At 64.6% G+C, this 24,804-nt stretch carries 20 protein-coding genes; 5 read left to right on the forward strand and 15 right to left on the reverse strand.

What is annotated here, in order from left to right; all coding sequences use genetic code 11:
- Positions 1 to 6 precede the first annotated feature (6 nt).
- On the reverse strand, positions 7 to 678 hold the full coding sequence (locus tag IFS44_RS10915) for a hypothetical protein (protein WP_031393621.1): 672 nt from the start codon (positions 676 to 678) through the stop codon (positions 7 to 9).
- Between the two features lie 311 nt (positions 679 to 989).
- Here IFS44_RS10915 and IFS44_RS10920 point away from each other — a divergent pair, with 311 nt between their 5' ends.
- From IFS44_RS10920 to IFS44_RS10930, 3 genes are all read left to right on the forward strand, one after another.
- The gene (locus IFS44_RS10920; protein ID WP_192098470.1) at positions 990 to 1,826 is read left to right on the forward strand and encodes a hypothetical protein; all 837 of its coding nucleotides are present in this window, start codon (positions 990 to 992) and stop codon (positions 1,824 to 1,826) included.
- 161 nt (positions 1,827 to 1,987) lie between these two features.
- Entirely contained in the window at positions 1,988 to 3,103 is a 1,116-nt protein-coding gene (locus IFS44_RS10925) for a sialidase family protein (protein ID WP_192098471.1), read from the forward strand.
- A gap of 188 nt (positions 3,104 to 3,291) precedes the next feature.
- Positions 3,292 to 4,536 (forward strand): DUF2254 domain-containing protein, encoded by a 1,245-nt coding sequence (locus IFS44_RS10930; RefSeq protein WP_192098472.1) that lies wholly within the window; start codon positions 3,292 to 3,294, stop codon positions 4,534 to 4,536.
- Between the two features lie 66 nt (positions 4,537 to 4,602).
- Here IFS44_RS10930 and IFS44_RS10935 read toward each other — a convergent pair whose 3' ends face one another.
- The 14 genes from IFS44_RS10935 to IFS44_RS11000 form a co-directional block, all read right to left on the reverse strand.
- Complete coding sequence (locus IFS44_RS10935; RefSeq protein ID WP_192098473.1) at positions 4,603 to 5,475, reverse strand: Brp/Blh family beta-carotene 15,15'-dioxygenase; 873 nt, start codon at positions 5,473 to 5,475, stop codon at positions 4,603 to 4,605.
- Entirely contained in the window at positions 5,472 to 6,239 is a 768-nt protein-coding gene (locus IFS44_RS10940) for a bacteriorhodopsin (RefSeq protein ID WP_244650228.1), read from the reverse strand. Before IFS44_RS10940 ends, IFS44_RS10935 begins: the two co-directional genes overlap by 4 nt.
- A gap of 63 nt (positions 6,240 to 6,302) precedes the next feature.
- A complete protein-coding gene (locus IFS44_RS10945; RefSeq protein WP_192098475.1) occupies positions 6,303 to 7,664 on the reverse strand; it encodes a sensor histidine kinase in 1,362 nt (453 codons plus the stop codon).
- Between the two features lie 2 nt (positions 7,665 to 7,666).
- The gene (locus IFS44_RS10950; protein WP_031438913.1) at positions 7,667 to 8,344 is read right to left on the reverse strand and encodes a winged helix-turn-helix domain-containing protein; all 678 of its coding nucleotides are present in this window, start codon (positions 8,342 to 8,344) and stop codon (positions 7,667 to 7,669) included.
- A gap of 66 nt (positions 8,345 to 8,410) precedes the next feature.
- On the reverse strand, positions 8,411 to 9,595 hold the full coding sequence (locus tag IFS44_RS10955; RefSeq protein WP_192098476.1) for a trypsin-like peptidase domain-containing protein: 1,185 nt from the start codon (positions 9,593 to 9,595) through the stop codon (positions 8,411 to 8,413).
- A 162-nt stretch (positions 9,596 to 9,757) separates the two neighbouring features.
- Positions 9,758 to 11,221, reverse strand: a complete 1,464-nt coding sequence (locus IFS44_RS10960; RefSeq protein WP_192098477.1) for a DUF389 domain-containing protein — start codon at positions 11,219 to 11,221, stop codon at positions 9,758 to 9,760.
- A gap of 35 nt (positions 11,222 to 11,256) precedes the next feature.
- On the reverse strand, positions 11,257 to 12,591 hold the full coding sequence (locus tag IFS44_RS10965) for a chloride channel protein (RefSeq protein WP_031393631.1): 1,335 nt from the start codon (positions 12,589 to 12,591) through the stop codon (positions 11,257 to 11,259).
- 663 nt (positions 12,592 to 13,254) lie between these two features.
- Positions 13,255 to 14,007: a PP2C family protein-serine/threonine phosphatase gene (locus IFS44_RS10970; protein ID WP_192070745.1), complete on the reverse strand. Its 753-nt coding sequence runs from the start codon at positions 14,005 to 14,007 to the stop codon at positions 13,255 to 13,257.
- Complete coding sequence (locus tag IFS44_RS10975; protein WP_192098478.1) at positions 14,004 to 15,014, reverse strand: type VI secretion system-associated FHA domain protein; 1,011 nt, start codon at positions 15,012 to 15,014, stop codon at positions 14,004 to 14,006. The genes IFS44_RS10970 and IFS44_RS10975 overlap by 4 nt, the downstream gene beginning before the upstream one ends.
- Before the next feature lie 11 nt (positions 15,015 to 15,025).
- A complete protein-coding gene (locus IFS44_RS10980) occupies positions 15,026 to 16,702 on the reverse strand; it encodes a serine/threonine-protein kinase (protein ID WP_244650197.1) in 1,677 nt (558 codons plus the stop codon).
- The gene (locus tag IFS44_RS10985) at positions 16,702 to 17,442 is read right to left on the reverse strand and encodes a LysM peptidoglycan-binding domain-containing protein (protein WP_192098479.1); all 741 of its coding nucleotides are present in this window, start codon (positions 17,440 to 17,442) and stop codon (positions 16,702 to 16,704) included. Before IFS44_RS10985 ends, IFS44_RS10980 begins: the two co-directional genes overlap by 1 nt.
- Positions 17,439 to 18,866, reverse strand: a complete 1,428-nt coding sequence (locus IFS44_RS10990; RefSeq protein ID WP_244650198.1) for a putative bifunctional diguanylate cyclase/phosphodiesterase — start codon at positions 18,864 to 18,866, stop codon at positions 17,439 to 17,441. Before IFS44_RS10990 ends, IFS44_RS10985 begins: the two co-directional genes overlap by 4 nt.
- Before the next feature lie 550 nt (positions 18,867 to 19,416).
- Entirely contained in the window at positions 19,417 to 20,688 is a 1,272-nt protein-coding gene (locus tag IFS44_RS10995) for a spinster family MFS transporter (RefSeq protein WP_192098481.1), read from the reverse strand.
- A gap of 51 nt (positions 20,689 to 20,739) precedes the next feature.
- Positions 20,740 to 23,088, reverse strand: a complete 2,349-nt coding sequence (locus IFS44_RS11000) for a TonB-dependent receptor (RefSeq protein WP_192098482.1) — start codon at positions 23,086 to 23,088, stop codon at positions 20,740 to 20,742.
- A gap of 142 nt (positions 23,089 to 23,230) precedes the next feature.
- On the opposite strand from IFS44_RS11000, the gene IFS44_RS11005 reads away from it, so the two are divergent.
- Both IFS44_RS11005 and IFS44_RS11010 read left to right on the forward strand, forming a co-directional pair.
- A complete protein-coding gene (locus tag IFS44_RS11005) occupies positions 23,231 to 23,899 on the forward strand; it encodes a TetR/AcrR family transcriptional regulator (RefSeq protein ID WP_192098483.1) in 669 nt (222 codons plus the stop codon).
- A gap of 291 nt (positions 23,900 to 24,190) precedes the next feature.
- Positions 24,191 to 24,655, forward strand: a complete 465-nt coding sequence (locus IFS44_RS11010; protein ID WP_342366409.1) for a VOC family protein — start codon at positions 24,191 to 24,193, stop codon at positions 24,653 to 24,655.
- Positions 24,656 to 24,804: the final 149 nt, after the last annotated feature.

Genomic DNA, 24,804 nt, shown 5'->3' on the forward strand with positions numbered 1-24,804 from the left:
TCTGCGCTAGCGGGTGAACAAAAAGCCCACCGCGATGAGAAATGTCGCGCCTTCCAGCAGCCCGACAAGGACGTTCCAGGTCGCGCGCACCAGGCTGATCCCCAACACCTGCGCGAACCACCGCGTTTCGACGATCCAGAAGTTCACGATGCTCGATCCGACGAGCCAATGTCCAACCATGCGCGTCGCTTGATGGTGGTCCATCCCGAAACTGCTGCCGACGCTCAGACCCAGCGCAAAGACGGCCGCCGGATAACATTGCGCGTAAAATGGCTGCTGCAGGGAATTGCGATCGAGCTTGATCCTGCGTTGGCGCACCATGCGGGCTGCCAGGAAGAGTGGGAAACCCGCGAAAACGACGACGCGGAGGACCAGGGCGCTGGCATTGTCGTTGACCAGGTCGGCCAGACCATGATGATTGGCGATGATTTCGTCGGTCTGGCCCAACGCCGTAGCGACACTGTGCCCCAGCAACAGCGTGAGAGCCAGAAACAGGGGCGGACTGAGTATCGACGCGTAGCGTTCATCGTCGGGCAGCGCGGCTTCGCGCTCGATCTCCTCCATTGTACGGATCGGTCGAAAGAGCGCCTGCCAAAGCGTAAGGGGGAAGAAGACCACCCAGCTCATCACTTCGTACAGAAGTTCGTCGAGCGAATTGAGCCACTTCATGAAATCCATGCTTCATCATGTTCGATCTGGACGTCGATCGCAACGGCTTGCCTTGTGCTAGAGTCAGCCCCCTAGTGCTTGCCGAAGACGCACTATCGCGGGTCCTGCCGTATGTGATGAAGACCAGCACCGACCAAGCGGCTCTTTGGTCCAAGCGAGCATTCTCGCTCCGCAATTCGCATCGGCAGTAGGGGGCCGAACGCCGTTGACAGCGATGGACGCCGTCGCCTCCTTTTTATACAATCGTTCAACTGATGATGAGGTGATTTCGAACGAGCGGGAGAATCGCGATGCGTTGTCCGTCTGGCCTGTCCACGACTATGACCGCCCTTGTCATGGGCTTGGCATTTCCCACGATTGCCCACGCGCAATCCACGGGTCTCGAGGACATGGTAGGCGCCCGTGCAGGTCAGGCCGAGATGGAATTGCAACGACGCGGCTACGTCAACATCCGGGGCGAGCAAGGCGACGATCGCGTCTATACCTATTGGTGGAACGCCGATCGTCGCCAGTGCGTGAGCATTGCGACGATGGAAGGCCGCTACAATTCCATCCAGCCGACCACCTCCCCCGATTGCAGGAAGCCCGCGAACCTCCGCCCCGACCCCGGCTATGGTGGTCAGGCTGCGCCACGACCGCGTCCCGACTATGACCCCGATCTGGCCTATGGACGCTCGCCAGCTGGGTCCGGCGGCGGTCAGGATCGCTATCCTTCGGGAGGACCTGTTGTTGACGGCAGAAACGTGGAACTCGGGCTCGTGTGTTTTGGGGACGGATCGAAAACCGGCTTTGCGAGCGGGACGACCTGGAACTGGAACCGTGATCGTGACCGCTATGAGTCCGGCACGTACACCGAAACCAGGAAGGAGGTCTTCGATGCCTCGCTCATGGTACAGACCTGGGCAGGTGGTGGACGTATCCGGCTACCCAAGTCGCTGATCCCGCCGATCAATTCCCGTGGCAATCAGGGATGGTGGGATTTGTCCGACGTGTCGGTCAGCCCAGATGCGGTCCGCGCGAGTTACCGCCTGAACGGCTTGAACAAGCCACGGCTCGTGATCGATCGGCGCAGCGGCCGCATCACGGTCACGGGCATGAGTGATTATGGCTTTCGGGGCACGTGCGACCTGATCGGACACGAACCACGCCGCTTCTAGACTGTGCCGCGGGCGCTGCGCTCCCGAATCGAACGGTCAGGCAGACCACGAATACGAACCATCGCGCACATCAGCCGCCATTGGCTCGGTTGGAAACCCCATGCTATCCGGCTCGCGCAATACGGGTCTACGCGTACCCGCAACGTTGTTGGGGTACAGCGATGAAATTCAGGGCATTTCTGGCGCAGATGGTGAAGGTCGCGGCAATCGCACTCGCGGTCAGCGCCACGGCGCAAGCCCGGATCGGCCATACCCCGTCGGCTGCTGCGGCCCCGCTTCGGTCGCCGGTCATATCGTCGGAATTCATATATACGGATGCGCCCTATCCGCAGGCGCATGCCTCGACGATCGTCGAACTGCCTGACCGGACGCTGGCCGCAGCCTGGTTCGGCGGTTCCGGCGAAAGCCAGCCTGACGTCCGTATCTGGTTCGCACGACGCGGCGCGACGCGCTGGGAGACCCCGGTTGCAGTCGCTGATGGAGTGTCGGCGGACGGTCAGCGATTTCCGACCTGGAACCCGGTGCTGTTTCAGCCTGCAAACGGTGCCCTGCATCTCTTCTACAAGGTCGGGCCGAATCCGCGGGCGTGGTGGGGCATGGTCATCCGCTCGACTGATGGCGGACGACATTGGAGTCGGCCGCAGCGCCTGCCGGATGGCGTGTTGGGACCGATCAAGAACAAGCCCGTCGTTGCGCCGGACGGCAGCTGGGTGTCGCCGTCGAGCCGCGAGGAAGGCAGCGCAGAGGCCAATATCTGGTCGATCCGGATCGAGCGGAGCACCGATCGCGGGAGAAGCTGGCAGGTCGGCGACGCGGTGGCCTCACCGATGCACATCGAGGCGATCCAGCCGAGCATCCTGTTTCACCGCGACGGCCGACTGGAGCTGGTGGCGCGGACGCGGCAGGGTGCGCTTGCGATGAGCTGGTCACGCGACGCTGGGCGCAACTGGTCGCCAATCGCGGCAATCGACCTGCCCAATCCCAATGCGGGTACCGATGCGGTGACGTTGCGCGATGGACGGCAGTTGATCGTCTACAATCACAGCGCGCATCTACCCGAGCGGCCGGGCGATGGCGCACGCTGGCCGCTCAACATCGGTTTGTCCGACGACGGCGTGCGGTGGCGCAACGCTCTGACGCTCGAGAGCAAGCCGCGACCCGACGGCTATGCCTATCCGGCGGTAATCCAGACGCGCGATGGGCTGGTCCACGTCACCTACACGTATAACCGTACCAAAATCCGTCACGTCGTGATCGATCCGACACAGCTGCGCTAAGTAGGAGGTCACGCTCCGGCGCCCCGTCACGAGGTAAGATCTTCCCGGCGCCAGTCGCTGAATGTGGTCGAGGCGGGGCTTGTTTTACTTCGCACAGATGATCTGCGGACAGTTCGAGCGGAGCCGCCGGATCACCGCGCTGTTGTCGTCGTGGCTATTCGGCTACCAGCCAGCTGAAGGAGCGCTAAATGACGCAATGGACATGGATTTTGAGCCGGATCGTCCGGCAGGTCTGGTTCCGGGCAGCGATCATCAGCCTGCTCAGCGTCGCGCTGGCGATCCTCGCCGCTTTTGTCACGCCGTATCTGCCGTACACGTTCGATGCCGATATCGGGCAGCAATCTGTCGGCACGATCCTTCAGATCATGGCCTCGAGCATGCTGGCGGTCACGACCTTTTCGTTGACCGCAATGGTCAGCGCCTACTCCTCCGCAACGCAGCTGGCGACGCCGCGTGCGACCCAGCTGATGGTCAGCGATCCGACGTCGCAGAACGCGTTGTCGACCTTCCTCGGCGCCTTCGTCTTCTCGATGGTCGGGATCGTTGGCCTGAACACCAGCGCCTATGGACATGACGGCCGGATCATCCTGTTCGCAGCGACCGTGCTGATCATCCTGCTGGTGGTCGGCACGCTGCTGCGCTGGATCGGGCATATCACGGCGTTTGGACGGATGGCCGATGTGATCGACCGCGTAGAGGAGGCCGCGACCCAGGCAATGCAGGATTTTGCTGCGCACCCTCATCTTGGCGGCCGTGCGGCTGTCGCCATCCCCGCCGACGCCGTCACAGTCACCGCGGTGCAGACCGGATATGTCACGCATATCGACATCACCGCACTTGGCACAATCGCAGACCGCAATGACCTGACGGTGTATGTCGATGTCCTGCCTGGCGCGATGATGCATCCCGCTCGTACGCTTCTGCAGGTCTCGGGAAAGATCGACGATGGCATCCGGAGCGAACTGATCAAGACGTTCACCATCGAACGGCATCGCTCGTTCGACCAGGATCCTCGGCTGGGGCTGATCGCGCTGTCCGAAATTGCCAGCCGGGCCCTCGCACCGGCGACCAATGATCCAGGCACGGGGATCGAGGTTCTCAATGCCTTACTTCGCGTGTTCCTGACGCTGAGCCCCGGTGCGGCGCGTATCGATAAGGAGCCGGACTCCCCACGGGTTCACATCGGCCAGCCGACCATGGAGGATATGCTCAGCGATGCCTTTGGCCCGATCCTGCGCGAAGGGATTGCAGAGGTCGAGGTGTCGTTGCGACTAACGGCTACGCTTGCGGCGATGTACGCAAGCCTGCCGGCTGCGCGTCGGGAAATCGAGCACTGGGCCAACCGCCACGCCAAGCGGGTAGCGACGACCATGGAAGATCCCGACGACCTGACGGCATTCAACGACGCCTATCGCAGGCACTGGCCCGCCTGAGCCACGATCAGGCGGCATGCTGCCATCTGGTTCGACGACATCGCGGCCTCTGCCGACAGCCTGACGTCATTCAAGGACATGAGCACGCACCACGTCCCTGTGGGCACATGGCAGCCCCATCAACCCGGATCGTCGCGCAACCCTGTCGAAATACGGCGTCACCAGCAGATGCGGCATCGCCAGCGCCGCGACGCCGGCAAAGAGTGACCGCACGCCCGAGGGATCCCACCGCAGCAGCACTCCGCCCATGATTCCGACCAGCAACACAGCCAGGACGAGGATCGGGCCCGTGGCGCGGAGATACGCAATTGTCGTCACGCACCGTAACCGATCTCGACGCTCTTTCGTCTGCGGCACGGCGTGCAGCACCAGAAACCCGACCGAGAACCCGACGAGCGGGGGCAGAATGAGAAGCGCGGTCGTTCCGACCAGAAGACGTCGATCATGGCGCGCCGCGCCGATGATCACCAGGCAGGCGGCTGCTGCGCCACCCGCAACTGCCAAAATGCTGACAATCGCTGGCGCACCGGACTGTCGAGCTCCGGCAAGATCTAAAATGCGGGCGAGGCTTGCCGCGTGCAGCGTCGCAGGCGTTGCGACCAAGCTTATGCCGCGGGCAATCCTTTCGAACGGCCTGCTCGCGGGAGCATCCTCAAGACCAAAATGGACTGCCGACGCCAGCAGGAATGCAGGGAGTGCGATCGCAGGATCGACGATCCACCACATAAGACAGACAAACAGTGCAGATACGTACAGCATCAGGAATGCCGGGCGCCGCCGATGCTCGACGATAGCGAGATCACTTGCACCGTGCGCCATGCCAACGACCCCGACAGCAAGGGCTGCGAACGCGAGCTGTACGGTGAGCACGCAAAACGAGGCGACCAAAGCCCCCGCCAGAAGGAAGCCCCAGCCAAGGGCCGGGGCGCGCCGTGTCATGCCCGGTGGCCGCGTTCGCCGTCATCCTGCGCCAACGCCTTGTCGAGGGTGGCTGCCGCGTAGAATGCGTAGACGACCTTGGCGATCACATCCATGATCAGGAACGCCCAGACCGATGCAGGATCGGTGATCAGTTTCAGACCTTCCGGTCCGATCAGGAAGACGATCGGATAGAGGAACCAGATGACGGTCAGGAAGGTGAGATTCGTGCCATAGGCCGTTCCCAAGGCGGCGCCGCGGCTGAGCGCCAGTGACCGCAATGGACCCCATAGAAGATACAGGACGCCCAGAAACGCGACGCAGGACCATCCGTACCAGATCCATTTCGCCATCGATGGTGCGGCAAGCGACGATATCAGCCCCGTGACGATCATCAAGACATCGAGCACGATGACCGAGGTCAGATACCCACCAACCTCACCCGTCTTTCCATGCTCGTGAAAAGCCAGCAGCACGAAACCCGACAACAGGATCGGCGTCGTCACGGACCAATCCACGTAGCGTGCCAGATATGTCAGCGAACCGTCGCTGTTGATAAGCGTGCCGATGCCAAAGGCCATTGCGAGATACGCGGTCGCCGCGATGAACGGCACGCTGGCGTGCAGGAGCGTATGATGGCCCGACGGCTGCGTCTTCTTACCTGTCGCATATATGGCCAGCGACGCGACCGACATCACGCTGAAGCCGATCAGGAAAGCGGTTTGATCCACCAGGGAGCCCCCTATCATGAGGACGACCCGGCGCCGACCTTGAGCCACCAACATCACTCAGATGTTTTGGGTCCTGGCTCGCGATAAGTTCATGAAGCTGTCATGTTTGACGGCGTCTCAACTGACGATTTCCTGTGTCCTCGGGAAGTGTACCGCCGCACGAAGACCCGGCGCGTTGTCGGTTAATGTCAGCGATGCGCCATGAACGCGGGCCGCGACCTGTGCGATGCTGAGACCAAGGCCAGAACCTTCGGAATGCCGGCTCGTGTCGAGCCGAACGAAGCGCGTCACGACATGCTCGCGCTGGTCAGCCGGTATACCCGGTCCCGTATCTGCCACGACGAGCGTGAACCCATTGATCTCATGCCCAAGAGTCACGCGGATCGACCCGCCGGGCGGCGTATATTTGATCGCATTGTCGAGCAGATTGGCGACGATCTGCCCCAACAGCGAACGAACGCCCCTTATGGTCACCGGCGTCGTTTCGATTGTCAGATCCAGTCCGCGATCATCTGCCACGGGCTCGAAAAGCTCCACGGCCTCGATGACGATTGCGGCCAGATCGACAGGACCGAACTCGCTGGCCATCGTCGTCTCCGCACGGGCCAGTCTTAGCGTATCGTCGATCGTGCGAAGCAGGGCGTCGAGATCGCTGCGCATATCCGATGTCGCGTCACTATGACCCCCGCCCAAAGCCGCAAGCTCGAGCCGAGACCGGATCCGCGTCAGCGGCGTCTTCAGGTCATGAGCAAGCGCATCCGTCGCGGTTCGTAGCGAATCCACCAGGCGTTCGATCTCCGCGAAGCCATGGTTCAGCGTCGCTGCAAGCCGGTCATATTCGTCGCCGCGCCCCGTCACGGGCAAGCGCTCGTCAAGATGTCCCGCCCGGAAACGATCGCCGGCAGTGCTGGCGGCATCGAGAAAGGCAAGCCCGCGCCGGCTGTACCAGAAGCCGAAAAGCAGGCCGATCACTCCGGTGGCGGTCAGTGACCAGGCCAGTGCCGACACATAGCGGTCGTGCAGCAGGCGGCGATCGTCCGAGAGGCTGCCGACCAGTAGTCGATAGTCGTTGCCGAGAAGCACCGTGCGCGCGGCGACCTGTCGTTCGAACACCCTGCTGCGTGTCGTCGCGACCTGGGTCTCGAAGGTACGATACCCGGTGCGGTCGATCTCGTCAGGCCATTTGGCGAGATTGCCCGCAACCGGCTGTCCCGAAGCGTCCGTCATCAGATAGATGAAGTCGGTGACGCGCGGGCGCCCGACCGCACGCGACACCGACTGCGCGACGGCAAATGGCCCCTCACTCTGATAGCGCTCGATAAGGCCTGCCGTCTCGTCGTCGACTGCCGCCTGGGCACGCGCGTCGAGCAGGCGTATCGTCTGGACATATTGAACGCTCAGGGCGATCCCCGTTGCGATGAGTGCGATCAGCGTGATCCAGAGCGCGCCGCGCAGGGCGGCCGTTGAGGGCAAGCGCATCGTCAGACAGCATCCAGTCGATAGCCGGAGCCGCGCACCGTTCTGATCATCGGGACATCCTCCGGACCGTCGATCTTGGCACGCAGACGACTGACATGGACATCGACGACATTCGTCCCCGGATCGAAGTTATAATCCCAGATCGCCTCGATCAGCATCGTACGCGTCACCACCTGCCCGGCATGGCGGGTCAGATAGTCGAGCAGCTGATACTCCTTGTTGAGCAGTTCGATACGTCTGCCGTTGCGCATGGCCGTGCGGCCGAGCAGGTCGAGCGTCAACGAGCCCGTCTGCCGGGTACCTTGCGTGGCGTGCGTATCGCTGCGCCGCCGCACGATCGCCTCCAGACGGGCAACGAGTTCGCCGAACGAAAAAGGCTTGGCGAGGTAATCGTCGCTGCCGGCCTGAAGCCCTGCGATCCTGTCGTCCACCTGCCCCAGCGCGGACAGAAGCAGCACCGGCGTCTGGTCACCCTTTGCGCGCAGCGACTTCAGCACCGAAAGTCCGTCGAGCCCGGGCAGGTTCCGGTCCAGAATGATCGCATCGTATTTGCCGACGATAGCGGCCGTGAGACCGTCGATGCCGGTGGCGGCATGATCCGACGCGTGTCCGAGTTCGACCAGCCCGCGGCGGACATACTCAGCGGTTTGTGCATCGTCTTCGATCAGGAGCAGCTTCAAGCGCGCGATAATCCTTTTCAGGTGTTCAGGGAGCGGACGCGTGTACCGCCCCCCGGTTCCACACGCTCAGGACTGGCCCGACGTTTCGCTGGCGATGCGCAGGTTCAGGGAGACCTGACGGCCGTCACGCACCACCTGCGTCGGGACGATCGAACCGATCCGAGCCTCTGCTACGGCCCGGGCAAGGTCGCGCCCGTTATCTACCGGCGTGGATCCGAAGCGTCGAACGACGTCGCCGCGCTGCAGGCCGGATCGGGCAGCGGCCCCGCCATCTTCGACTTCGGCGATAAGCGCGCCCTTGGTGACGTCCGAGCCCATCGCACGCGCGATGTCCGGTGACATGTCCTGCAAGGAAACGCCGATCCGCCCCCGCGACACGTGGCCGTTTTGCGCAATCTGAAGCGCGACCTTGCGCGCCATTGCGGCGGGTATCGCAAAGCCGATGCCCACGTTACCGCCCGTCGGCGAGAACATGGCGGTGTTCACGCCGACGACCCGGCCTGCCCCATCGAACAAGGGCCCGCCCGAGTTGCCGCTGTTGATCGCAGCGTCGACCTGGAGGAAATCGTCATACGGCCCGGCCCCGATCTCACGGCCGCGGGCAGACACGATGCCGGACGTCACGGTATTGCCGAGGCCGAACGGGCTGCCGACCGCAAACACGCTATCGCCTACCCGGATATGATCGCTGTCACCCCATTTGATCGGGGTGAACCTGCCCTTCCCGTCGATCTTCACCACGGCGACATCGATCTTGGGATCGCGGCCCAGGACGCGACCGGAAAACTCCCGTCCGTCCGACATCTGGACGGTGACGCGGTCGGCGCCGTTGACGACATGGTTGTTCGTGATGACGATCCCGGAGGCATCGACGATGAACCCCGAGCCGAGCGATCCGTGCTGCGGGCCTTGCCGCTGCTGCGGCGCTTCGAATTGCCCGTGACGATCCTGCATGCCAAAGCCGAACAGCTGCCCCAGACGATCGGCCAGTTCGCTATCATCTGAGCCGAACTGTGTCGGTTCGAATTGCAACTTGTGAAAAGCCGCGGGCTTGACCTGGATCTGAACGACGCTCGGTCCCACGGCCTCGACCATATCCGACAAAGAGGCGTGCACACCGGTCGACGCGACGGCGGCAGGGCCGGATGCAATGAACCGGTCGGCGATATTCACGCGACCGTCGTCCGCAGCGATCGCCCCGCCCGCAACGCCGACGAGTGCGGTTGTGCCAAGCGCGACGGCAGCGATCATTGGACGTACAGTCAGGCGACGCTTGAATACCACGATCCATGTCCTTGTTCAGTTAGAAGCAGATGCTCCTTTCTGGCCCCGGATGATGGGCGCAGCCTGTTTCGAACATTACATCCGTGCAATCTTGTCAGGATGTCACGCGCGATATGGCAGCCGCAGCGGCTATGCGCCGTGCTCGCCTGTTTCCGCCGGAGATGAGTTCGTGTCGACCGACCATATCAGGCGCAGGCGACCGCCCGCACGCCCGGGGGCTGCCCTGCCCCCTCGCGCGACGATACCCTGTGCTATCGCTGTGCGCTGACGCAGGGTCCCGCCCAGCACGTCGACCGCCCGCGCGAAACGGGCGGATACCCAGGCTGCGTCGCCGAGCGTCTGATCGTCGATGACGCCGGATTTGATACCGACGTCCGGCAAGGCCACGTCGTTCGGGGGATTGAGACTGACATGCCAATCGGCGACCACCGCGTCCGCACGACGTTCCAGATCACGATAGCCCGCGATGCCAAGCCCCGTCAGGGGCGCCGCCGTCGCGCGGATCGTTCGCTCCGTCGAATCCAGCTGCACCGATGAAACGGGAATGCCCGCGATCAGCGCAACGTCCGCGATCGCCCGATCGCGCTCGCGTGCGACGCGCAGCGCATCGCCGTTGCCCGCCCGCGCGATCTGCGCCGCCTCGACCGCGCCTGTCTCGGGCGAGATGCGGACCTGGTCGACATGGACATCGACCGGCCGCGACAATCGTTGGCGAAGGTCCGCCGCGAGCTTGCGATCCGCCCCCGGTTCGATCCGCGGCGTCAGCATGACCGCGCGAACGCGGACCGGGTTCGCGCCATGGTCGATCTCGACCTGGCTCAGCCGCGCGCCCGGGGGAAAATCCTCGCCCAGCGCATCGCGTACCTGCCGCTGGGCGACCGCCTCGAACGCAATGCGACGCAGACCGGCACCAAGGGGAATGGACAGGACTCCGATGGCGACCGCGAACAGCACGAGCTGCCACCCGGTGTGGTGCGGCGACAGGTGGCTGCCGAACCCGTAACAGCGCGCGACGAGTGCGGCGGTCAGCGCGATGGTGATGGCATTGGTGAGGAACAACAACAGCGCGCCAGAAAAGACCACCCAGTTCCACGTCGCGATGCCGAACCCGACCACCACCAGCGGCGGCATCAGGGCGATGGCGATCGCCACGCCGACGACCGTACCCCCGCGCCCCCGGATCAGCGCATAGCCGCCTGCGATGGCCGACAGCAGGGCGACGAGCAGGTCGAACAGCGTCGGCTGCGTCCGCCCGGCGATCTCGCTCGTGATCGTCTGGACGGGGGAGAGCAGGATCAGCACGACCGACAGCGCCACCGCGATGGCCGCCCCCAGCATCAACGCGGTCGCCGCGCGGCGTATCTCGTGGAAGTCGAGCGTCGCGATGCCGAAGCCCAGCCCGATGATCGGCATCATCAGCGGCGACAGCAGCATGGCGCCGATCAGCACCGCGACCGAGGGCATCAGCAGCCCGAGCAACGAGATCGCGGCCGAAATGACGATCAGGAAGGCGTAGCGTCCCGACCACCCCGCTTCCTCGGCAATCTGTCGCAGGATGCCGTCATGGTCGACGCTTTCGGTGGCCTTGGCCATCCACGCCCGGGGGAGCGTTGCGAATTTTGCAGGGTTCAGGTGGATCGGGTCGTCTCCGTCATGGCGAAGGTCTTCGATAGACCATGGTACAGCTTCTCGCGGCATACCCACTGGCTGGCCGCATCGGCGATGAACGCGGTCGCGAACATCGGCAGCATCAGGCCGCGGCTCGCGGTCGTCTCCGACAGGATGATGACCGCGGTGAGCGGCGCGCGGACGACGCCCGCGAAATAGGCGACCATGCCGAGGATCACGATCGCGCTGGCGGGCTCGCCGGGGAAGATCTCGCGCAGCAGATTGCCGACGCCAGCGCCGACGGCGAGCGACGGCGCGAAGATCCCACCCGGCAGGCCCGCGATCGCCGTCGCGGCGGTGGCGACCAGCTTGGCCGGCCCGAACCAGAGCGGCGCATCCACGCCGACGATCATCGCGCGCGCCGGGGCATAGCCGGTTCCCCATGTCAGCCCGGTCACGACGCCGAGTACCGCAACGACGCCCCCGCAGACACCGGCGAACGCGACGGGATGCGCGCGCGTCCATCCCGTCACGCGGTTGCGGCTGACCGCCATCGCCAGGAGAATCCGCGAGAACAGCCCGCCGGTCATGCCACCCGCGATCCCTGCGACCGGCGCGACGATCAGCGCGGACAGCAGCGGCATATGCGCACCGATCGCGCCGAAATAGATATAGTCGCCCTGCACCGACTGCGCGACCATCCCGGCGATCACGATCGCGGCAAGGACGAGCAGCGTCACCCTCTGCTCATAGGCGGACGCGAGTTCCTCGATCGCGAACAGCAGCCCGGCGAGCGGCGTGTTGAACGCCGCCGCAACGCCTGCGGCACCACCGGCGATGAGGACTCCGCCCCGCAACGGCACGCGGACGAGACGATGCGTAAATCCCATGACGGCTGCCGCCAGCTGGACGGTCGGGCCTTCGCGGCCGACCGATGCGCCACCCAGTACCGCGCCGATCGTCAGCACCGCCTTGGCTGCCACCGTCCGGATCGAGATCAACGTGCCGGTCGCATCATTCGGATTGGCCTGCGCCGCGATGACTTGGGGAATCCCGGAGCCCCGCGCGAACGGCGCATAGCGACGGGTCAGCCAGACCAGCCCCATGAACGTCAGCGGCGTCGTGACCAGCGGCAACCAATGCCATGTCTTTGCAAAGTTGCTGAAAACCTCGCCCGCCCAATCGGCCGCCTCGGCAAACAGCGTCGCGACGATCCCGATCAGGATCGCCCCCGCAAGGATCGCACCCCGCGTCCGGAACTGTGTCGATCGCGGCCCGCGCGCGCGCAGCAACGCCCGATACCGCGACGGCGTCCAGCGTTTGGACGGTAAGAGACGATTGAACAGGCCAGCCATCGGGCTCTTTTAGGTCGCGGCGCCAGTTAGACCACCCCTGACACCGGACGTCACGATGCGGCCCTTCCACAGTCGCCCGATAGCGGTCTTATCCGGTGCCTCCTTCCTCAAGCGGACATTCTCGATAGGAGCGAGATGACACAGATACGAAGCTGCGCAAGACCGGCCGTTACGCCGACAGTCGTGATCTGGCTGCCTGCCGCAATGACTAAACCTGACGCGCTTAAAGTGAATACTTGACGGAGATGGGGCATGCCTGCCCTTCAGACCACGAACGCGGCCTAACCCTGCCAAGAGTCGCGCTTGCAGCGGCCGGGATCAATGCGGCGGCGATTTGGCATCTCTGCCGTTTGCGAGGACGTGATGCCCCTAAATGGCACCACCGCTTGGCTATGATCCAGCACGGAACGCCGCCAGCCCCGCTAACCGCCATTCCGGTCATTCCCGATGCAAAAACCAAATGGCTTGCATCACGTTGAATTCCCATCATCGACAGCGCTTGAGTTATCGGCCGACATCTATGTGTGCCGGCCGTTCGACGGCAGCGCGTTATGGAACGTTAGTATTCTTATACCAGGCTAGCAGATGGTACACGGTTTTGCATGACGCTGCATAACAACAGAGCAGCGGTCGTGCGTTCCGCTACGAGCGGACGCACAGGTCTCACCCCGATAGCCCTACGATCACGACGAGCGTTGCATTGTCACTGCCATCACGTTGCAGTGCGTTTTCGAGAATGCGGTCCGCCATGTCCCCGATCGCCGCGGGCATCGTCGCGAAATCGCGCGGATCAAGCGATCGTGAAACGCCGTCCGAGCACAGCAGAAGTCGATCGTTCGGCTGGACGAGTGTGGTGACGCTATCCAGCGCTACGGCCGGCGCAACGCCGAGCGCGCGCGTGACGACATTGGCTTGCGGATGACGGTCCGCCGCGGCTTCCGTCAGGACACCCGCGTCAATCATCTCCTGCACGACGCTGTGATCGTGGGTCAGCTGCTCCGCCCCGCCGCCGCGCATCAGATAGGCCCGACTGTCCCCCGCCCAGAAGATCGTCGCCTCACTGCCCTCGATCAGCGCGATCACGATCGTCGCGCCGCTGGTCGCATGCACATCGTAGATCGCGCGATTGGCATGCGACACCGCGGCGCGCACCGCTGCCGCGTTGATCGGCGCCGGATCATCCGCCAGTGCCTGCAAGACATCGACCACCGTCGCAGCGGCGGCGGCCCCGCCGCTATGGCCGCCCATGCCGTCCACGACCGCCCAGAGCCCACGGTCTGCGCGATCGAGAAAACGATCCTCGTTGACGCGGCGCACCCGCCCGACATGGGATCGGTTTTGCGACACATAGACGGTTTCCCGAGCGAGCGACGGACCGCCTCGGGGTTTGCGTCGCAACAGGCTGGCGATCTTCATGCGGGATCGCGCGCCATGGCCGAGTCCGCGGCGTCATAGGCGAGGGCGAAAGCGCGATCGAGCGAGCCGGGTGCGGATGCCACGATCTGCCGTGTCAGGTCGGCATGACGGTCAGCGACTTCTGCCATCTGCAGGCTCGCACGACTTTTCAGCAGCGTCGCGCGGTCCGCGATCGCCGCATCGACAGATGCCGGCTCGAACGTGCCGATCGCCGCGCGCAGGCTCCCCTGCAGGCCTGCGAACGTGGCGACCAGATGCCGCTTCACGTCGCGAAACGACGCCTTCAGCGCCGCCGGGCCTGACAGGAACCCGGTCGAGCCCGCGAGCAGCAGGTCGATCGCCAGCCGCTGTGTCGGCGCCCATTTGAACGGATTATTGTCCGCGCCGCTGATGGTCGTGCGCGTCAATTGATAGCGTCCGCGCGCATGGTCGCGCTCGGCCATCAGGTCGCCGATCTCCAGCACCATCTGCCGATACACCGCACCCGCCCGCCGCATGATCTCGGTCGGCTCTTCTTCGGAGAGCAGCGAACAGTCCAGCCCGGCGCCCTCGCAAAATGCCTCCAGCAACGACCCATCGCCCAGCGGTCGCGCCTCACCGGCATCGGCCCAGTCGCTCGGCACCTCCACCGACGATCCCAGCGGCGGTGTCAGCACCATGGTCAGCGCGCCATCGACTTCCAGGTCGCCATGCGGGGCCTGCGTCGCGACCATCTTGAACCGGCCGAGCCTCAGCGCGCTCGGCACCGGCAGCACCACGTCGACCGCATCGGGAAACCGTTGCCCGGTATCGGCATCGAATACGCCATTCGCGCCGAGCGCCCGCAGTGTCAGCCCATCGCCGTCGACGCGCAGTTCACAATGCGCCCGCGACAGCGCGCAATCGGGGTCGGCGATCGGCCAGTCCGCCTCGGTATCGCGACCGATACGGAGCAGACCCTCGCGGATCAGCCGCGCATCGAGCGGCTGGACCATGTCGTCTCGGTCGAAAAGCTGGAGCATGTACATCGAACGGATCCTCAGGCGGCCAGACGAGCGGACGGCACGACGCGGGTAGCGCGCATCGCGATGTCGGCCTGCGCGCCGGTCCCCGCCAGATGCGGCTCGACTGCGGCGGCGGCGCGATTAAACGCGTCGAACGCGGCGCCGAATTCGTCGCGGCGGCGATGCGATATGCGCAGAGCGAAATCGGACTTCGCCGCCTCGTCCAGCGCCTTGCGCAGTCGGGCGAGCGGCCGGGCCACCATAGCGCCGCTCAGATAGCCGATCACCAGCACCACACCCATGATCACCAGCGACAGCACCGTCAGCAGCATCCGCGCATTGTCGATCGCGGCGTCCAGCGCGGTCCGGCGCAGCACCAGGTCGACCGTGCCGAACTCGGCCCCGGCATAGCGGATCGGCCGGACGAACCGCAGTCCTGCGCCCTTGCCCCGGTCGGGTGCCGCGGTCACGCCGGCGCCGCTGCCGATCGCCGCTTCGCCAACGGTGCGGCGATAGCGCGTGCCGAGCAGCTTCGCGTCCTCTGCCGCGCGGACGATCCCGCCGGTATCGGCGACCACCATGTCGCGAATCTCCTGATCGCGCGAGGCCGAGGCGACGAAGGCCTGCAACGCGGTCCAGTCCTGCTGCTCGGGCGCGAGCCCCGCATTGTCGGCAGCGAGCACCGCGGTGTTGCCGGTGACGAACGCCGCGATCGAGCGACCCGACACGATCGCCATATGCTCAAGCGTGCGTTGCTGCCGCTCCAGGATCGACGACACACTCGCGACCAGCGCGATCGCGGTTACTGTGACGAGCGCCAGCGGGAGCTTGATCTTCAGCGGCAGGCCACGGCGGCCAGGTGCTGCCTCGGCGGTCGCCGCGATCTCGCGGGTCAGCGCCTCGTACACCGCATGCCCGTCGGCGAACCGCTGCTCGGGCTTCTTCGCCAGCAGCTTGTCGATCACAAAACGCAGGCCCGGCGGGCAGTCCGCGGCGGAGCGCGTGATCGGCTCGACACGCTCCTGCGCGATCTGGATGGCCAGCGTCGCCAGCCCCATGCCGGGAAATGCGACCTTGCCGGTCACCATCTCGTACAGCACCACGCCCAGCGAGAAGAGGTCCGACCGCTGGTCGACGGGGATGCCGAGCGCCTGTTCCGGGCTCATATAGCGCGGCGTCCCGATCATCTGGCCGACCTGCGTGCGCGCAAGGCGTCCTTCGGTGCCGGACACGTCGATATCGCCGATCCGCGCGACGCCGAAATCGAGCAGCTTGGCGGTGCGGCCGTCCGCCGACAGCAGGATGTTCGATGGCTTCACATCGCGGTGCACGACGCCCGCCCTGTGTGCATAGTCGAGCGCCGAGGCGAGTTGCTGACCCAACGCCAGGACGCGTTCATACGGCAGCCGGCCTTGCGCCAGCAGCAGCGTGTCGAGCGGCTGCCCCTCGATCAGCTCCATCGCGATATAGGCGACACCGTCCGCCTCGCCCACATCGTAGACGGTGGCGATATTGGGATGGTTCAGCGCGCCCGCGGCGCGCGCCTCGCGCAGGAAGCGCTCGCCCAGTTCGGGGTCGCGACCATATTCCGGTTTGAGCACCTTGATCGCCACGGTGCGCCCAATTCCCGGATCGAACGCGCGGAACACGTCCGCCATCGCGCCCTCGCCCAGCCGACCGTCGATCCGGTAGCGTCCCAGCATCTCGGTCATCACTTGCGCGCCTTCACGGTGGCGGCAATGCGCTCGGCACGCGTCAGGTCGCGCGCGATGACCGGGTTGCCGGGATCAAGGGCAGCGGCCCGGCGCAACAGGCCGACCGCGCGCACGACATTCCCCGAATTGAGCGCCGCCAGCCCCGTCGCGCGCGCCTGACGCGCGGCGACCCGATTGGCCGTGGGTGCAGTCGGCTTCGTCACCGGCGCCGGCCTGGGCGCGGCTGGCTTCACGCGGGTAGGAGCGGCCGGCACGGGTCGCGGCTCGGATCGCCGGGGCGCCTCGATGCGCGGGGGCTCGCCTGGAATACGGAGCGTCCGGCCAGCCGCCAGATCGGCAGGCTTGGCGATGTCGTTATAGCGTGCGAGCTGATACGCCTTCAGACGATTGCCCAGGAACCGCTGCGCCAGTCCCGACATCGTGTCGCCGTCCCGCGCGGTATAGGTGAAATTCGTCGGCCCCAGCAGATCCTTCGGATCGCGGTCGATCGAGTCGCGCAGCACGTGGACCGAAGGATTCATCGGATCGCGCTTCAACGCGGCGTTGATGCGCTTCTTCGCTGCACCACTATCGCCCTGATCCAGCAATAGCAGGATTGCGTCGATCTCGCTCGCCGGCGTCGTCTGCGGCGCAGGCGCCGGTTGCGGTCCCGCCTTGGGCCCATGCGAACAGGCGGTAATCGCAAGCGCGAGCGCCAGCGCGCCGGTCCGCGCGACCTGTCGAGGAGAGAAACTCATGCGGTAAGCCTTTCGGTGATCCGGTCCCGCATCGCGTACGGGTCGATGGCCAGCAACTTCGCGAGCCCGGCGGAATCGCGTGCGAACGCGACGAACTCCGCGCCCTTCAGCGGTGGCGAGAAATAATAGCCCTGGAAATGCGTGCAGCCGTGACGCAACAGCCACTCATATTCTGCGCGTCGCTCGACCCCTTCGGCGAGTACGCGGATGCCGAGCCCACGCCCCAGCGCGACGATGCTCTGGCAGATCGCCTGGCTGTCGCGCAGCGTATCGACGTTCGTCACGAATTCCCGGTCGATCTTGATCTTGTCGAACGCCAGCGTGCGCAGCGTGCTGAAGCTGGAATAGCCGGTGCCGAAATCGTCGATCGCGATCCGCACGCCAGCCGCCCGCAACACGTCGAACAGCTGGGTGGCGCGCGTACCGTCGCTCATCGCGACACTCTCGGTCAATTCGATCTCCAGCGCAGCCGCCCCCAGCGAATGCCGCGCAAGCGTGCGTGCGACCAGTGCCGCCATGTCGTCGCGGTCGAGCTGATGCCCCGACACGTTCACCGCGACGCGCAGGGCGTCCAGGCCCTGTGCCTGCCATGACCGCGCCTCCCGCGCAGCGGCGTTAAGGGTCCACATACCGATTTCATGCGCCAGCCCCATCGCCTCCATCACCGGCACAAACCGCGACGGCGAGACCTGCCCGAGGGTGGGATGAAACCAGCGGATCAGCGATTCCGCGCCCGACACCCGACCTTCCCCGGCATCGATCAACGGCTGGTATCGCATTTCCAGTTCGCCGCGCGCGATCGCCTGGCGAAGGTCCTGTTCCAAGGCATACCGCTCGCTGGCCAGGGCTGCGAGATCGAGGACAGGGCTGGCGACCGCGACCACGGCACCGGGCTGTACTGTCAGTGACGCCAACGTGCGGGACAACATCGCCTGCGCGTTCACACCGTCGGCTGGCATCCTGGCCTGCCGCACGCGAATTTCCGGCAGAATTTCCCGGTCGCCATCGATCACCACGTCGCCCAGCGCGTATCTCAGCACATCCAGTTCGGTCTGCGCAGCATCCTCGACGACATCCGGGCCGAACCAGATCGCGACGCTGGCGCGATCGACATGCGCTATCAGTCGTTCTTCGGGCAACATCCGGGTCAGCCGGTCGACGATCGTCAGCAGCAGGCGTTCGCCCAGCGCCGGGTCAAACGCGCACAGCCGATCGAAGTCCATGAATCCGATGACACCGAGTACGCCGCGCCCGTCCGCCATCACTCGCTCGATCAACGGCTCGCGGGTCGGCAAGCCGGTAATCGCGTGGCGATGACTGGTGCGATGCTCGACAGCCTGCAGTCGATCCGCGATGGTCGCTACGCTCTGTGCCAGCCTTTCACCACGCGAGACCGTCGGAGACGTCCCGGCGAGAATTTGCAAATGCCGGATCAATCGCGATACCCGGCAATGCTGGGCAATCGAATACGCCATTGCTGCGAAAACGAGACAGACTGCAACGGACGCTATGGCGGCGGCACTGCGGTCGACGAGCTGCCACGTGACGATAGCCGCCGCTATTGGTAGTAGCCCGATGCACCAACGCTGCGCAGGCGGAATCGCCGTTGAAAACCCCATAACGACCTGAAAAGCGGCCATTATCATACGGATGTGTTAATATAGCCCCGCCTGTGCGTCAGACCTGATCCCCGGACGCCACGGCATTGGTACATCAGCTCGTCGGACGGAGCGGAGCGATGCGGCAAGGCCGATTCACCGAAGATCACATCATCGGGGCGCCGCGTGCGCATAAATCTGACATGAAAACGGCGGAGCTCGTGGCAGGCGTCGAGCTCTACCGCCGTTTTCGTGCCTGTTCCAAGCGACGGGTCGCGTTGGACGCTATCAAAGCTTCACAATCCGCTATCCGCATTCCGCGAGCACACGCCCAAACAGTCCCGGCTGGCGCCATCCGGCTGTCGGTGTTGGCGTCTTAAGTCGATTGATCGACCCAGTCCTGACGGAGCGGTGTCGATGCCAGCCACATCAGCAACGCGGCCACCAGATACAGGACGAGCCCCATAAGCATGGCATAGCGCAACGCTTCGTCGCCATAATGCGCGGCGAGACCGTCCGACAGTGCGCCAAGCGCAAAACTGCCGCCGCCAAGACCGATGAGGTTGTTGATCAGCAGGAACGTCGCCGATGCGGTGGCGCGCATATGCCCAGGTACCAGATGCTGGATCGCCGTGATGACGGGCGCGAGCCAGACATAGGCGAGCGCCTGGGGCACGAGGAAGAAGACGAACGCCGCCGTCACCGAGGACGACAGGATTCCTGCGGCAAACAGGGGCACCGCGATGATGAACGCGATCGCTGGGACGCGCGCGTACATCCGCCGATCGCGTGCCCCCAGCCGGTCGCCGAGCACGCCGCCGAGCAGAACGCCGGCAACGCCCCCCAGCAACAGCACGCCGCCGTAGAATTTTGCGGTCTCGATGAGGTCGAGCCCGAAGCTCCGCTGCATCAGCGACGGCAGCCAGAAGGCCAGGCCATAGCCCAGCATCGAACTCGCCGAGGCGCCGAACGCGAGCAGCCAGAAGCTCGGCTTGCGCACGAGAATGCCGAACACGCGGCGGACAGGTTCGCGGTCGCACGCATCGGACCCACGAACCGGCTCGCGCACGCACAGCCGAAACACCGGTGCGAGCACCAGCCCCGCGACACCGACCACGATGAACGCGGTCCGCCAGTCGATCGACGTCGCGATATAGCCGCCGAGCATCACGCCGGCTGCCGACCCTAGCGGTATGCCGAGCGAATAGACCGCCAGCGCGCGCGCACGGCGGTCGGGCGCGAACGTGTCCGCGATCACGGCATAGGACGGCGCGACGCCCCCCGCCTCGCCAACCCCCACGCCGATCCGGAACGCGAAGAGCTGCGCAAAATTGCTGGCCACACCGCACAGGGCAGTGAACGCGCTCCACACAGCGAGCGATAGCGTGATAACCCAGGTGCGGCTCGTTCTATCGGCCAGCCACGCCAGCGGGATCGCAAGCGTCGAATAGAGCAACGCAAACGCCAGCCCGCCAAGCAGGCCCAATTGCGTGTCGGTCAATGCTAGGTCCGCCTTGATCGTCGGCGCGATGATGCCAAGGATCTGCCGATCGACGAAGTTGAATGTGTAGACCAACAACAGCATGACGAGCGCAGTCACGCGGTAGCGGCGGCCCTCGCGCGGGGTCGCCGGGATATCACTCGCCATATATTGCTCCAGTAACCGGGGGGCTATCACCCGCCCCCCGGTTGCGCTCCATCAGAATTTCGCGGTGAGGGTCGCAAAGACCTGACGCGGGTTGCCGTAATAGGCCGTCAGCACGCCGTCGCTGCCGAGCGATGGCCGCAACGCGCCCGCCGCCGTCCGCAGATAGTCGCCGGTATCGGGGTTCTGCAGCAGGAAGTTGTAGCCCGACACGACATAGCGCTTGTTCGTCAGGTTCTTGCCGTGCACCCCGATCGAGAAGCGCGCGTCGATCGTATAGACGAGGTTCGCGTCGAGCAGCGCATAGGCCGGCTGGTCGAGCAGCGGGGTGCGCAGTTCGAACTGCTGCGAATCGCTGCGGTAGGACAAGGTCGTGCTCGCATCGATCGCACCCGCCGCACCGACCGGGACATGATAGGCGAGCGTCCCGCTCGCGGTCAGGTCGGGCGTGTTCTGGAACCTGCGATTGGCGGCGACATTGATCCCGCGGGAATCGATGAAGCGCGTATATTTGGCATCGAGATAGCCGATCGTCCCCGACAAATTGACGCGGTCGCCGGCGCCCGCAATGCCCTCCGCGACCGTCAGATTGGCCTCGCCTTCGACACCGTTGATCCGCGCGCGGCCCGCATTGGTCGTGATGCCGATAAAGGTCTGGATGCCGCCGACGGTGGCACCGACCGATCCGGGCACCTGGACATCGGTATATTTCGAATGGAACCCCGCCACCGCGAGCGTCAGCCGGCGGTCGAACAGCGACGCCTTGTATCCCGCCTCATAGCTTTCGACGCTCTCGGGCCCGAACGACAGGAAGTTGTAGATATCCTGCCGGTCGCCACCAGCGCCGGTGATGCCGTTGCCGTTGAGGTCGGGCGCCGCGGTGCCAACGCCGCGCGGGTCGAACCCGCCGCCCTTGAACCCCTTCGACCAGCTCGCATAGAGCGTGTTGTTCGCATCGGGCTTGAAGCTGACGGACGCGCGCGGCGTGAACTTGGCAAAACTTGCGGTCCCGCGGAAGTCGGTTTGTCGCGCGATCGGCGCGCTTGTGCCGCCGAAGAAGGGGGAAGCGCCCAGATATACGTTGCGCTGGATCTGCGACATGCGATCGTCCCAGGTATAGCGTCCGCCGACCGAAAGGCTGAGCATCGGCGTCACGTCGAGCGTGGCATCACCGAAGACCGCCACCGTATTGGTCCGCACATTCCCGAAGGTCAGCGCAGTGACTGTCCCCGGCAACCGTACGTCGAACACGGTGCGCGCCTTGGCATCGAGATAATAGAGCCCCGCCAGCATGTTGAACGGCCCGGCATCGACCAGCAGCTGCACCTCCTGGCTGAACTGCTCGTTATTGTAGAAGGCGGGGACGTCGACATCGACGGCGGGCAGCGCGTCGAAATCGATCGGCGTCGCGCTGTCGTCCTTGCGATAGCCGGTGATGCTGCGCAGCGTCAGATATGCGGCGGGCTTGAGTTCAGCGAAGAGCGACCCGCCATAGGCCTCGACCGACTGTTTCGGTGCGACCAGCCCGCCGCGGCTGTCGAACACGTCGGACAGCACCGGCGTCCTGGAAACCAGCCCCGGGATCAGCCGGTGCCCGCCGCGCGGGTTGCTGTCGTCCTTCGTATAGTCCCCCGACAGCCGGAAGAACGCGCTGTCGCCCGCCTCATATTGCAGCGTGCCGCGCGCACCCCAGAAATCCTTGTTGTAATTGTCCTGCCCCGTGGTGAGGTTGGTGCCGAACCCGCCGCGGCTCAGTCGCGCAACCGCACCGCCGATCCTGAACCCCGTATCGCCGATCGGCGTGCTCGCGCTGATGACACCGTCAGCCTGGTCATAGCTGCCATAGGTTGCGCGAATGCTCAGCGTCGGGTCGGGGCCGATCCGGCGGGTGACATATTTCACCGCGCCGCCGATCGTGTTGCGGCCATAGAGCGTGCCCTGCGGACCGCGCAGCACCTCGATCCGCTCGACGTCGTAAATGTCGAGCACCGCGGCCTGCGGGCGGTTGAGGTAGACGTCGTCGAGATAGATGCCGACGCCCGCCTCGAACCCGGCGACGGGGTCCTGCTGGCCGACGCCGCGGATGAAGGCGGTCAGCGTCGAATTGGTGCCGCGCGACGTTTCCAGCGTAACGTTCGGCGTGACAGCGGCGAGATCGGTGACGTCGAGCGCCCCCGACGCCTCGAGCTGCGCGCCGGTGAACGCGGTGATCGCGATCGGCACGTCAAGCAGCCGTTCCTCGCGGCGGCGTGCGGTGACGACGATATCGCCATCGATCCCGGCCTCCTCGATGACGGGCCCGGCCTGAGCCGCGTCTGCTGCCGGCGCGACGGGTTGCGTCTGCGCGGACGCGGATCCCGCCAGCAGCGCGCCGAGTGCAACACCGGCGTTCAACAAGATCATGACGGATTTCGGCTGTGCCACGGTGTCATCCCCTCCTGCGGCGCCCGCTTGATGCGCCCGGTATGATCCGGGTTGTGCGCCTTGGTTCCAGTCTATACTGAAACCTGAACCAGTATTCAACTTGTGTATCGAGGCAGACAGAATGGCGAAGGCGCAGGAGACGACGCCGTCAGACCCGGCGGTCATCGGCGACAGCAAGGTTCCGCGTACCGATCGTGGCCGCCGGACGATGCGTGCGATCCTGGACGCCGCCGCGATCGAGTTCGGTGACAACGGATTCCACCAGGCCTCGATCAGCGACATCACGCGGCGCGCCGGCGTCGCGCTTGGCAGCTTCTACACCTATTTCGACTCAAAGGACGCGGTGTTCCGCGCGCTCGTCCGCGACATGTCCGACCAGGTTCGCGATCATGTCGCCCCGGCGATCCTGTCCGCACCCGACCAGATCGCGGCCGAGCAGGCGGGGCTTCGCGAATTCATCAGCTTCGTCCGTGACCACAAGGAAATCTACCGGATCATCGACGAGTCCGAATTCGTCGATCCAGAGAGTTTTCGCCTCCATTATGCGACCACGGCGGACCGGATCACGCGTCGCCTGCGAAAGGCGGCGGACCGCGGCGAGGTCAAGGGCGACGTCAGCGAGGTCCATGGCTGGGCGATCATGGGAATGAACGTATTCCTGGGGCTTCGCTACGGCGTCTGGAACGAAGACGAGACGCCAGATGAGATCGCGAAGGTCGTCGCGAAAATGCTGAAAGATGGCATCTTACGCCGCCCTGATGACCGAGCCATATCCGAGGTCGAGACTTGATGGGCCGATTGGATACACGACCCAAACTCGGTCATTCGCGCGGACTTCCCCGCTCCCCAACGTCAGTCATTTGTTCATCTCCGCGCGGACCGCTTTCGTTGTCCGGTGTTCGACCATGAACGTCATGATGGGAAGAATTGCTGGCCGCCCGCTTTCGGGAAGGCCCGTGGCAATAACCGATATTGCGAGACTGCCGCTTTCTGCGAAGAGAATCGTCGATCAGGAATAAAATTGCCAGGCGATCCGCACGCCGATAACATCGTGCCAGCAACGATGGGGGGAGCTAATGCTGTGCCGACTATCCGCAGGCTACTATCAGTCGTTGCCGTCTTGGCCGCGTTGACGCCCATGACTGTCTCCGCAGAACCGATCGGCAGAATTACCGGTATAGGTGGCATCTTCTTTAAGAGCAAGGCGCCGAAAGCCCTCATGGCATGGTATCGCGATGTTCTCGGCCTCAAAGTTGAGGCGTGGGGCGGAGTCGTGCTGCCCTATGACGCGCCGGAGCACCCGCCAGTACTCACTCTGAATGTATTTCAGGAGGGATCCAACTACATGGAACCCTCAAAGCACGAGTTCATGCTGAATTTCGCGGTAGATGACCTGGACGCGTTCGTTGATCGTCTGAAAGCCAAGGGCGTCGCGATACTTAAAAGGGATGACACCGACGCAATCGGGAAATTTGCGTGGATCGTTGATCCGGACGAGACCAAGATAGAGTTGTGGGAGCCGAAGGCCGAGACTGCATCAAAGTAAGCCCTTCTCGCCAGAAATGGGAAGTTTCGGACGCTCGCCGAGAATTGCGGTGGCGGGCAACCCGGCTCCGCGAACGCCAAATCGCGTCCTGCCGTGCGATTCTACCGCAACTAACAGCCGCGGAACGTACGCTATGAGAGAAGAACGGC

Source organism: Sphingomonas sp. CFBP 13706 (assembly GCF_014842355.1).
Lineage (GTDB): Bacteria > Pseudomonadota > Alphaproteobacteria > Sphingomonadales > Sphingomonadaceae > Sphingomonas > Sphingomonas aerolata.

Bases quoted from the DNA above. Each gene is read 5' to 3' on its own strand.
- IFS44_RS10915 (WP_031393621.1), bottom strand. From the start codon at position 678: ATGGATTTCATGAAGTGGCTCAATTCGCTCGACGAACTTCTGTACGAA.
- IFS44_RS10920 (WP_192098470.1), top strand. From the start codon at position 990: ATGACCGCCCTTGTCATGGGCTTGGCATTTCCCACGATTGCCCACGCG.
- IFS44_RS10925 (WP_192098471.1), top strand. From the start codon at position 1,988: ATGAAATTCAGGGCATTTCTGGCGCAGATGGTGAAGGTCGCGGCAATC.
- IFS44_RS10930 (WP_192098472.1), top strand. From the start codon at position 3,292: ATGACGCAATGGACATGGATTTTGAGCCGGATCGTCCGGCAGGTCTGG.
- IFS44_RS10935 (WP_192098473.1), bottom strand. From the start codon at position 5,475: ATGACACGGCGCGCCCCGGCCCTTGGCTGGGGCTTCCTTCTGGCGGGG.
- IFS44_RS10940 (WP_244650228.1), bottom strand. From the start codon at position 6,239: ATGTTGGTGGCTCAAGGTCGGCGCCGGGTCGTCCTCATGATAGGGGGC.
- IFS44_RS10945 (WP_192098475.1), bottom strand. From the start codon at position 7,664: ATGCGCTTGCCCTCAACGGCCGCCCTGCGCGGCGCGCTCTGGATCACG.
- IFS44_RS10955 (WP_192098476.1), bottom strand. From the start codon at position 9,595: ATGATCGCTGCCGTCGCGCTTGGCACAACCGCACTCGTCGGCGTTGCG.
- IFS44_RS10960 (WP_192098477.1), bottom strand. From the start codon at position 11,221: ATGGCCAAGGCCACCGAAAGCGTCGACCATGACGGCATCCTGCGACAG.
- IFS44_RS10965 (WP_031393631.1), bottom strand. From the start codon at position 12,591: ATGGCTGGCCTGTTCAATCGTCTCTTACCGTCCAAACGCTGGACGCCG.
- IFS44_RS10970 (WP_192070745.1), bottom strand. From the start codon at position 14,007: ATGAAGATCGCCAGCCTGTTGCGACGCAAACCCCGAGGCGGTCCGTCG.
- IFS44_RS10975 (WP_192098478.1), bottom strand. From the start codon at position 15,014: ATGTACATGCTCCAGCTTTTCGACCGAGACGACATGGTCCAGCCGCTC.
- IFS44_RS10980 (WP_244650197.1), bottom strand. From the start codon at position 16,702: ATGACCGAGATGCTGGGACGCTACCGGATCGACGGTCGGCTGGGCGAG.
- IFS44_RS10985 (WP_192098479.1), bottom strand. From the start codon at position 17,442: ATGAGTTTCTCTCCTCGACAGGTCGCGCGGACCGGCGCGCTGGCGCTC.
- IFS44_RS10995 (WP_192098481.1), bottom strand. From the start codon at position 20,688: ATGGCGAGTGATATCCCGGCGACCCCGCGCGAGGGCCGCCGCTACCGC.
- IFS44_RS11000 (WP_192098482.1), bottom strand. From the start codon at position 23,088: ATGATCTTGTTGAACGCCGGTGTTGCACTCGGCGCGCTGCTGGCGGGA.
- IFS44_RS11005 (WP_192098483.1), top strand. From the start codon at position 23,231: ATGGCGAAGGCGCAGGAGACGACGCCGTCAGACCCGGCGGTCATCGGC.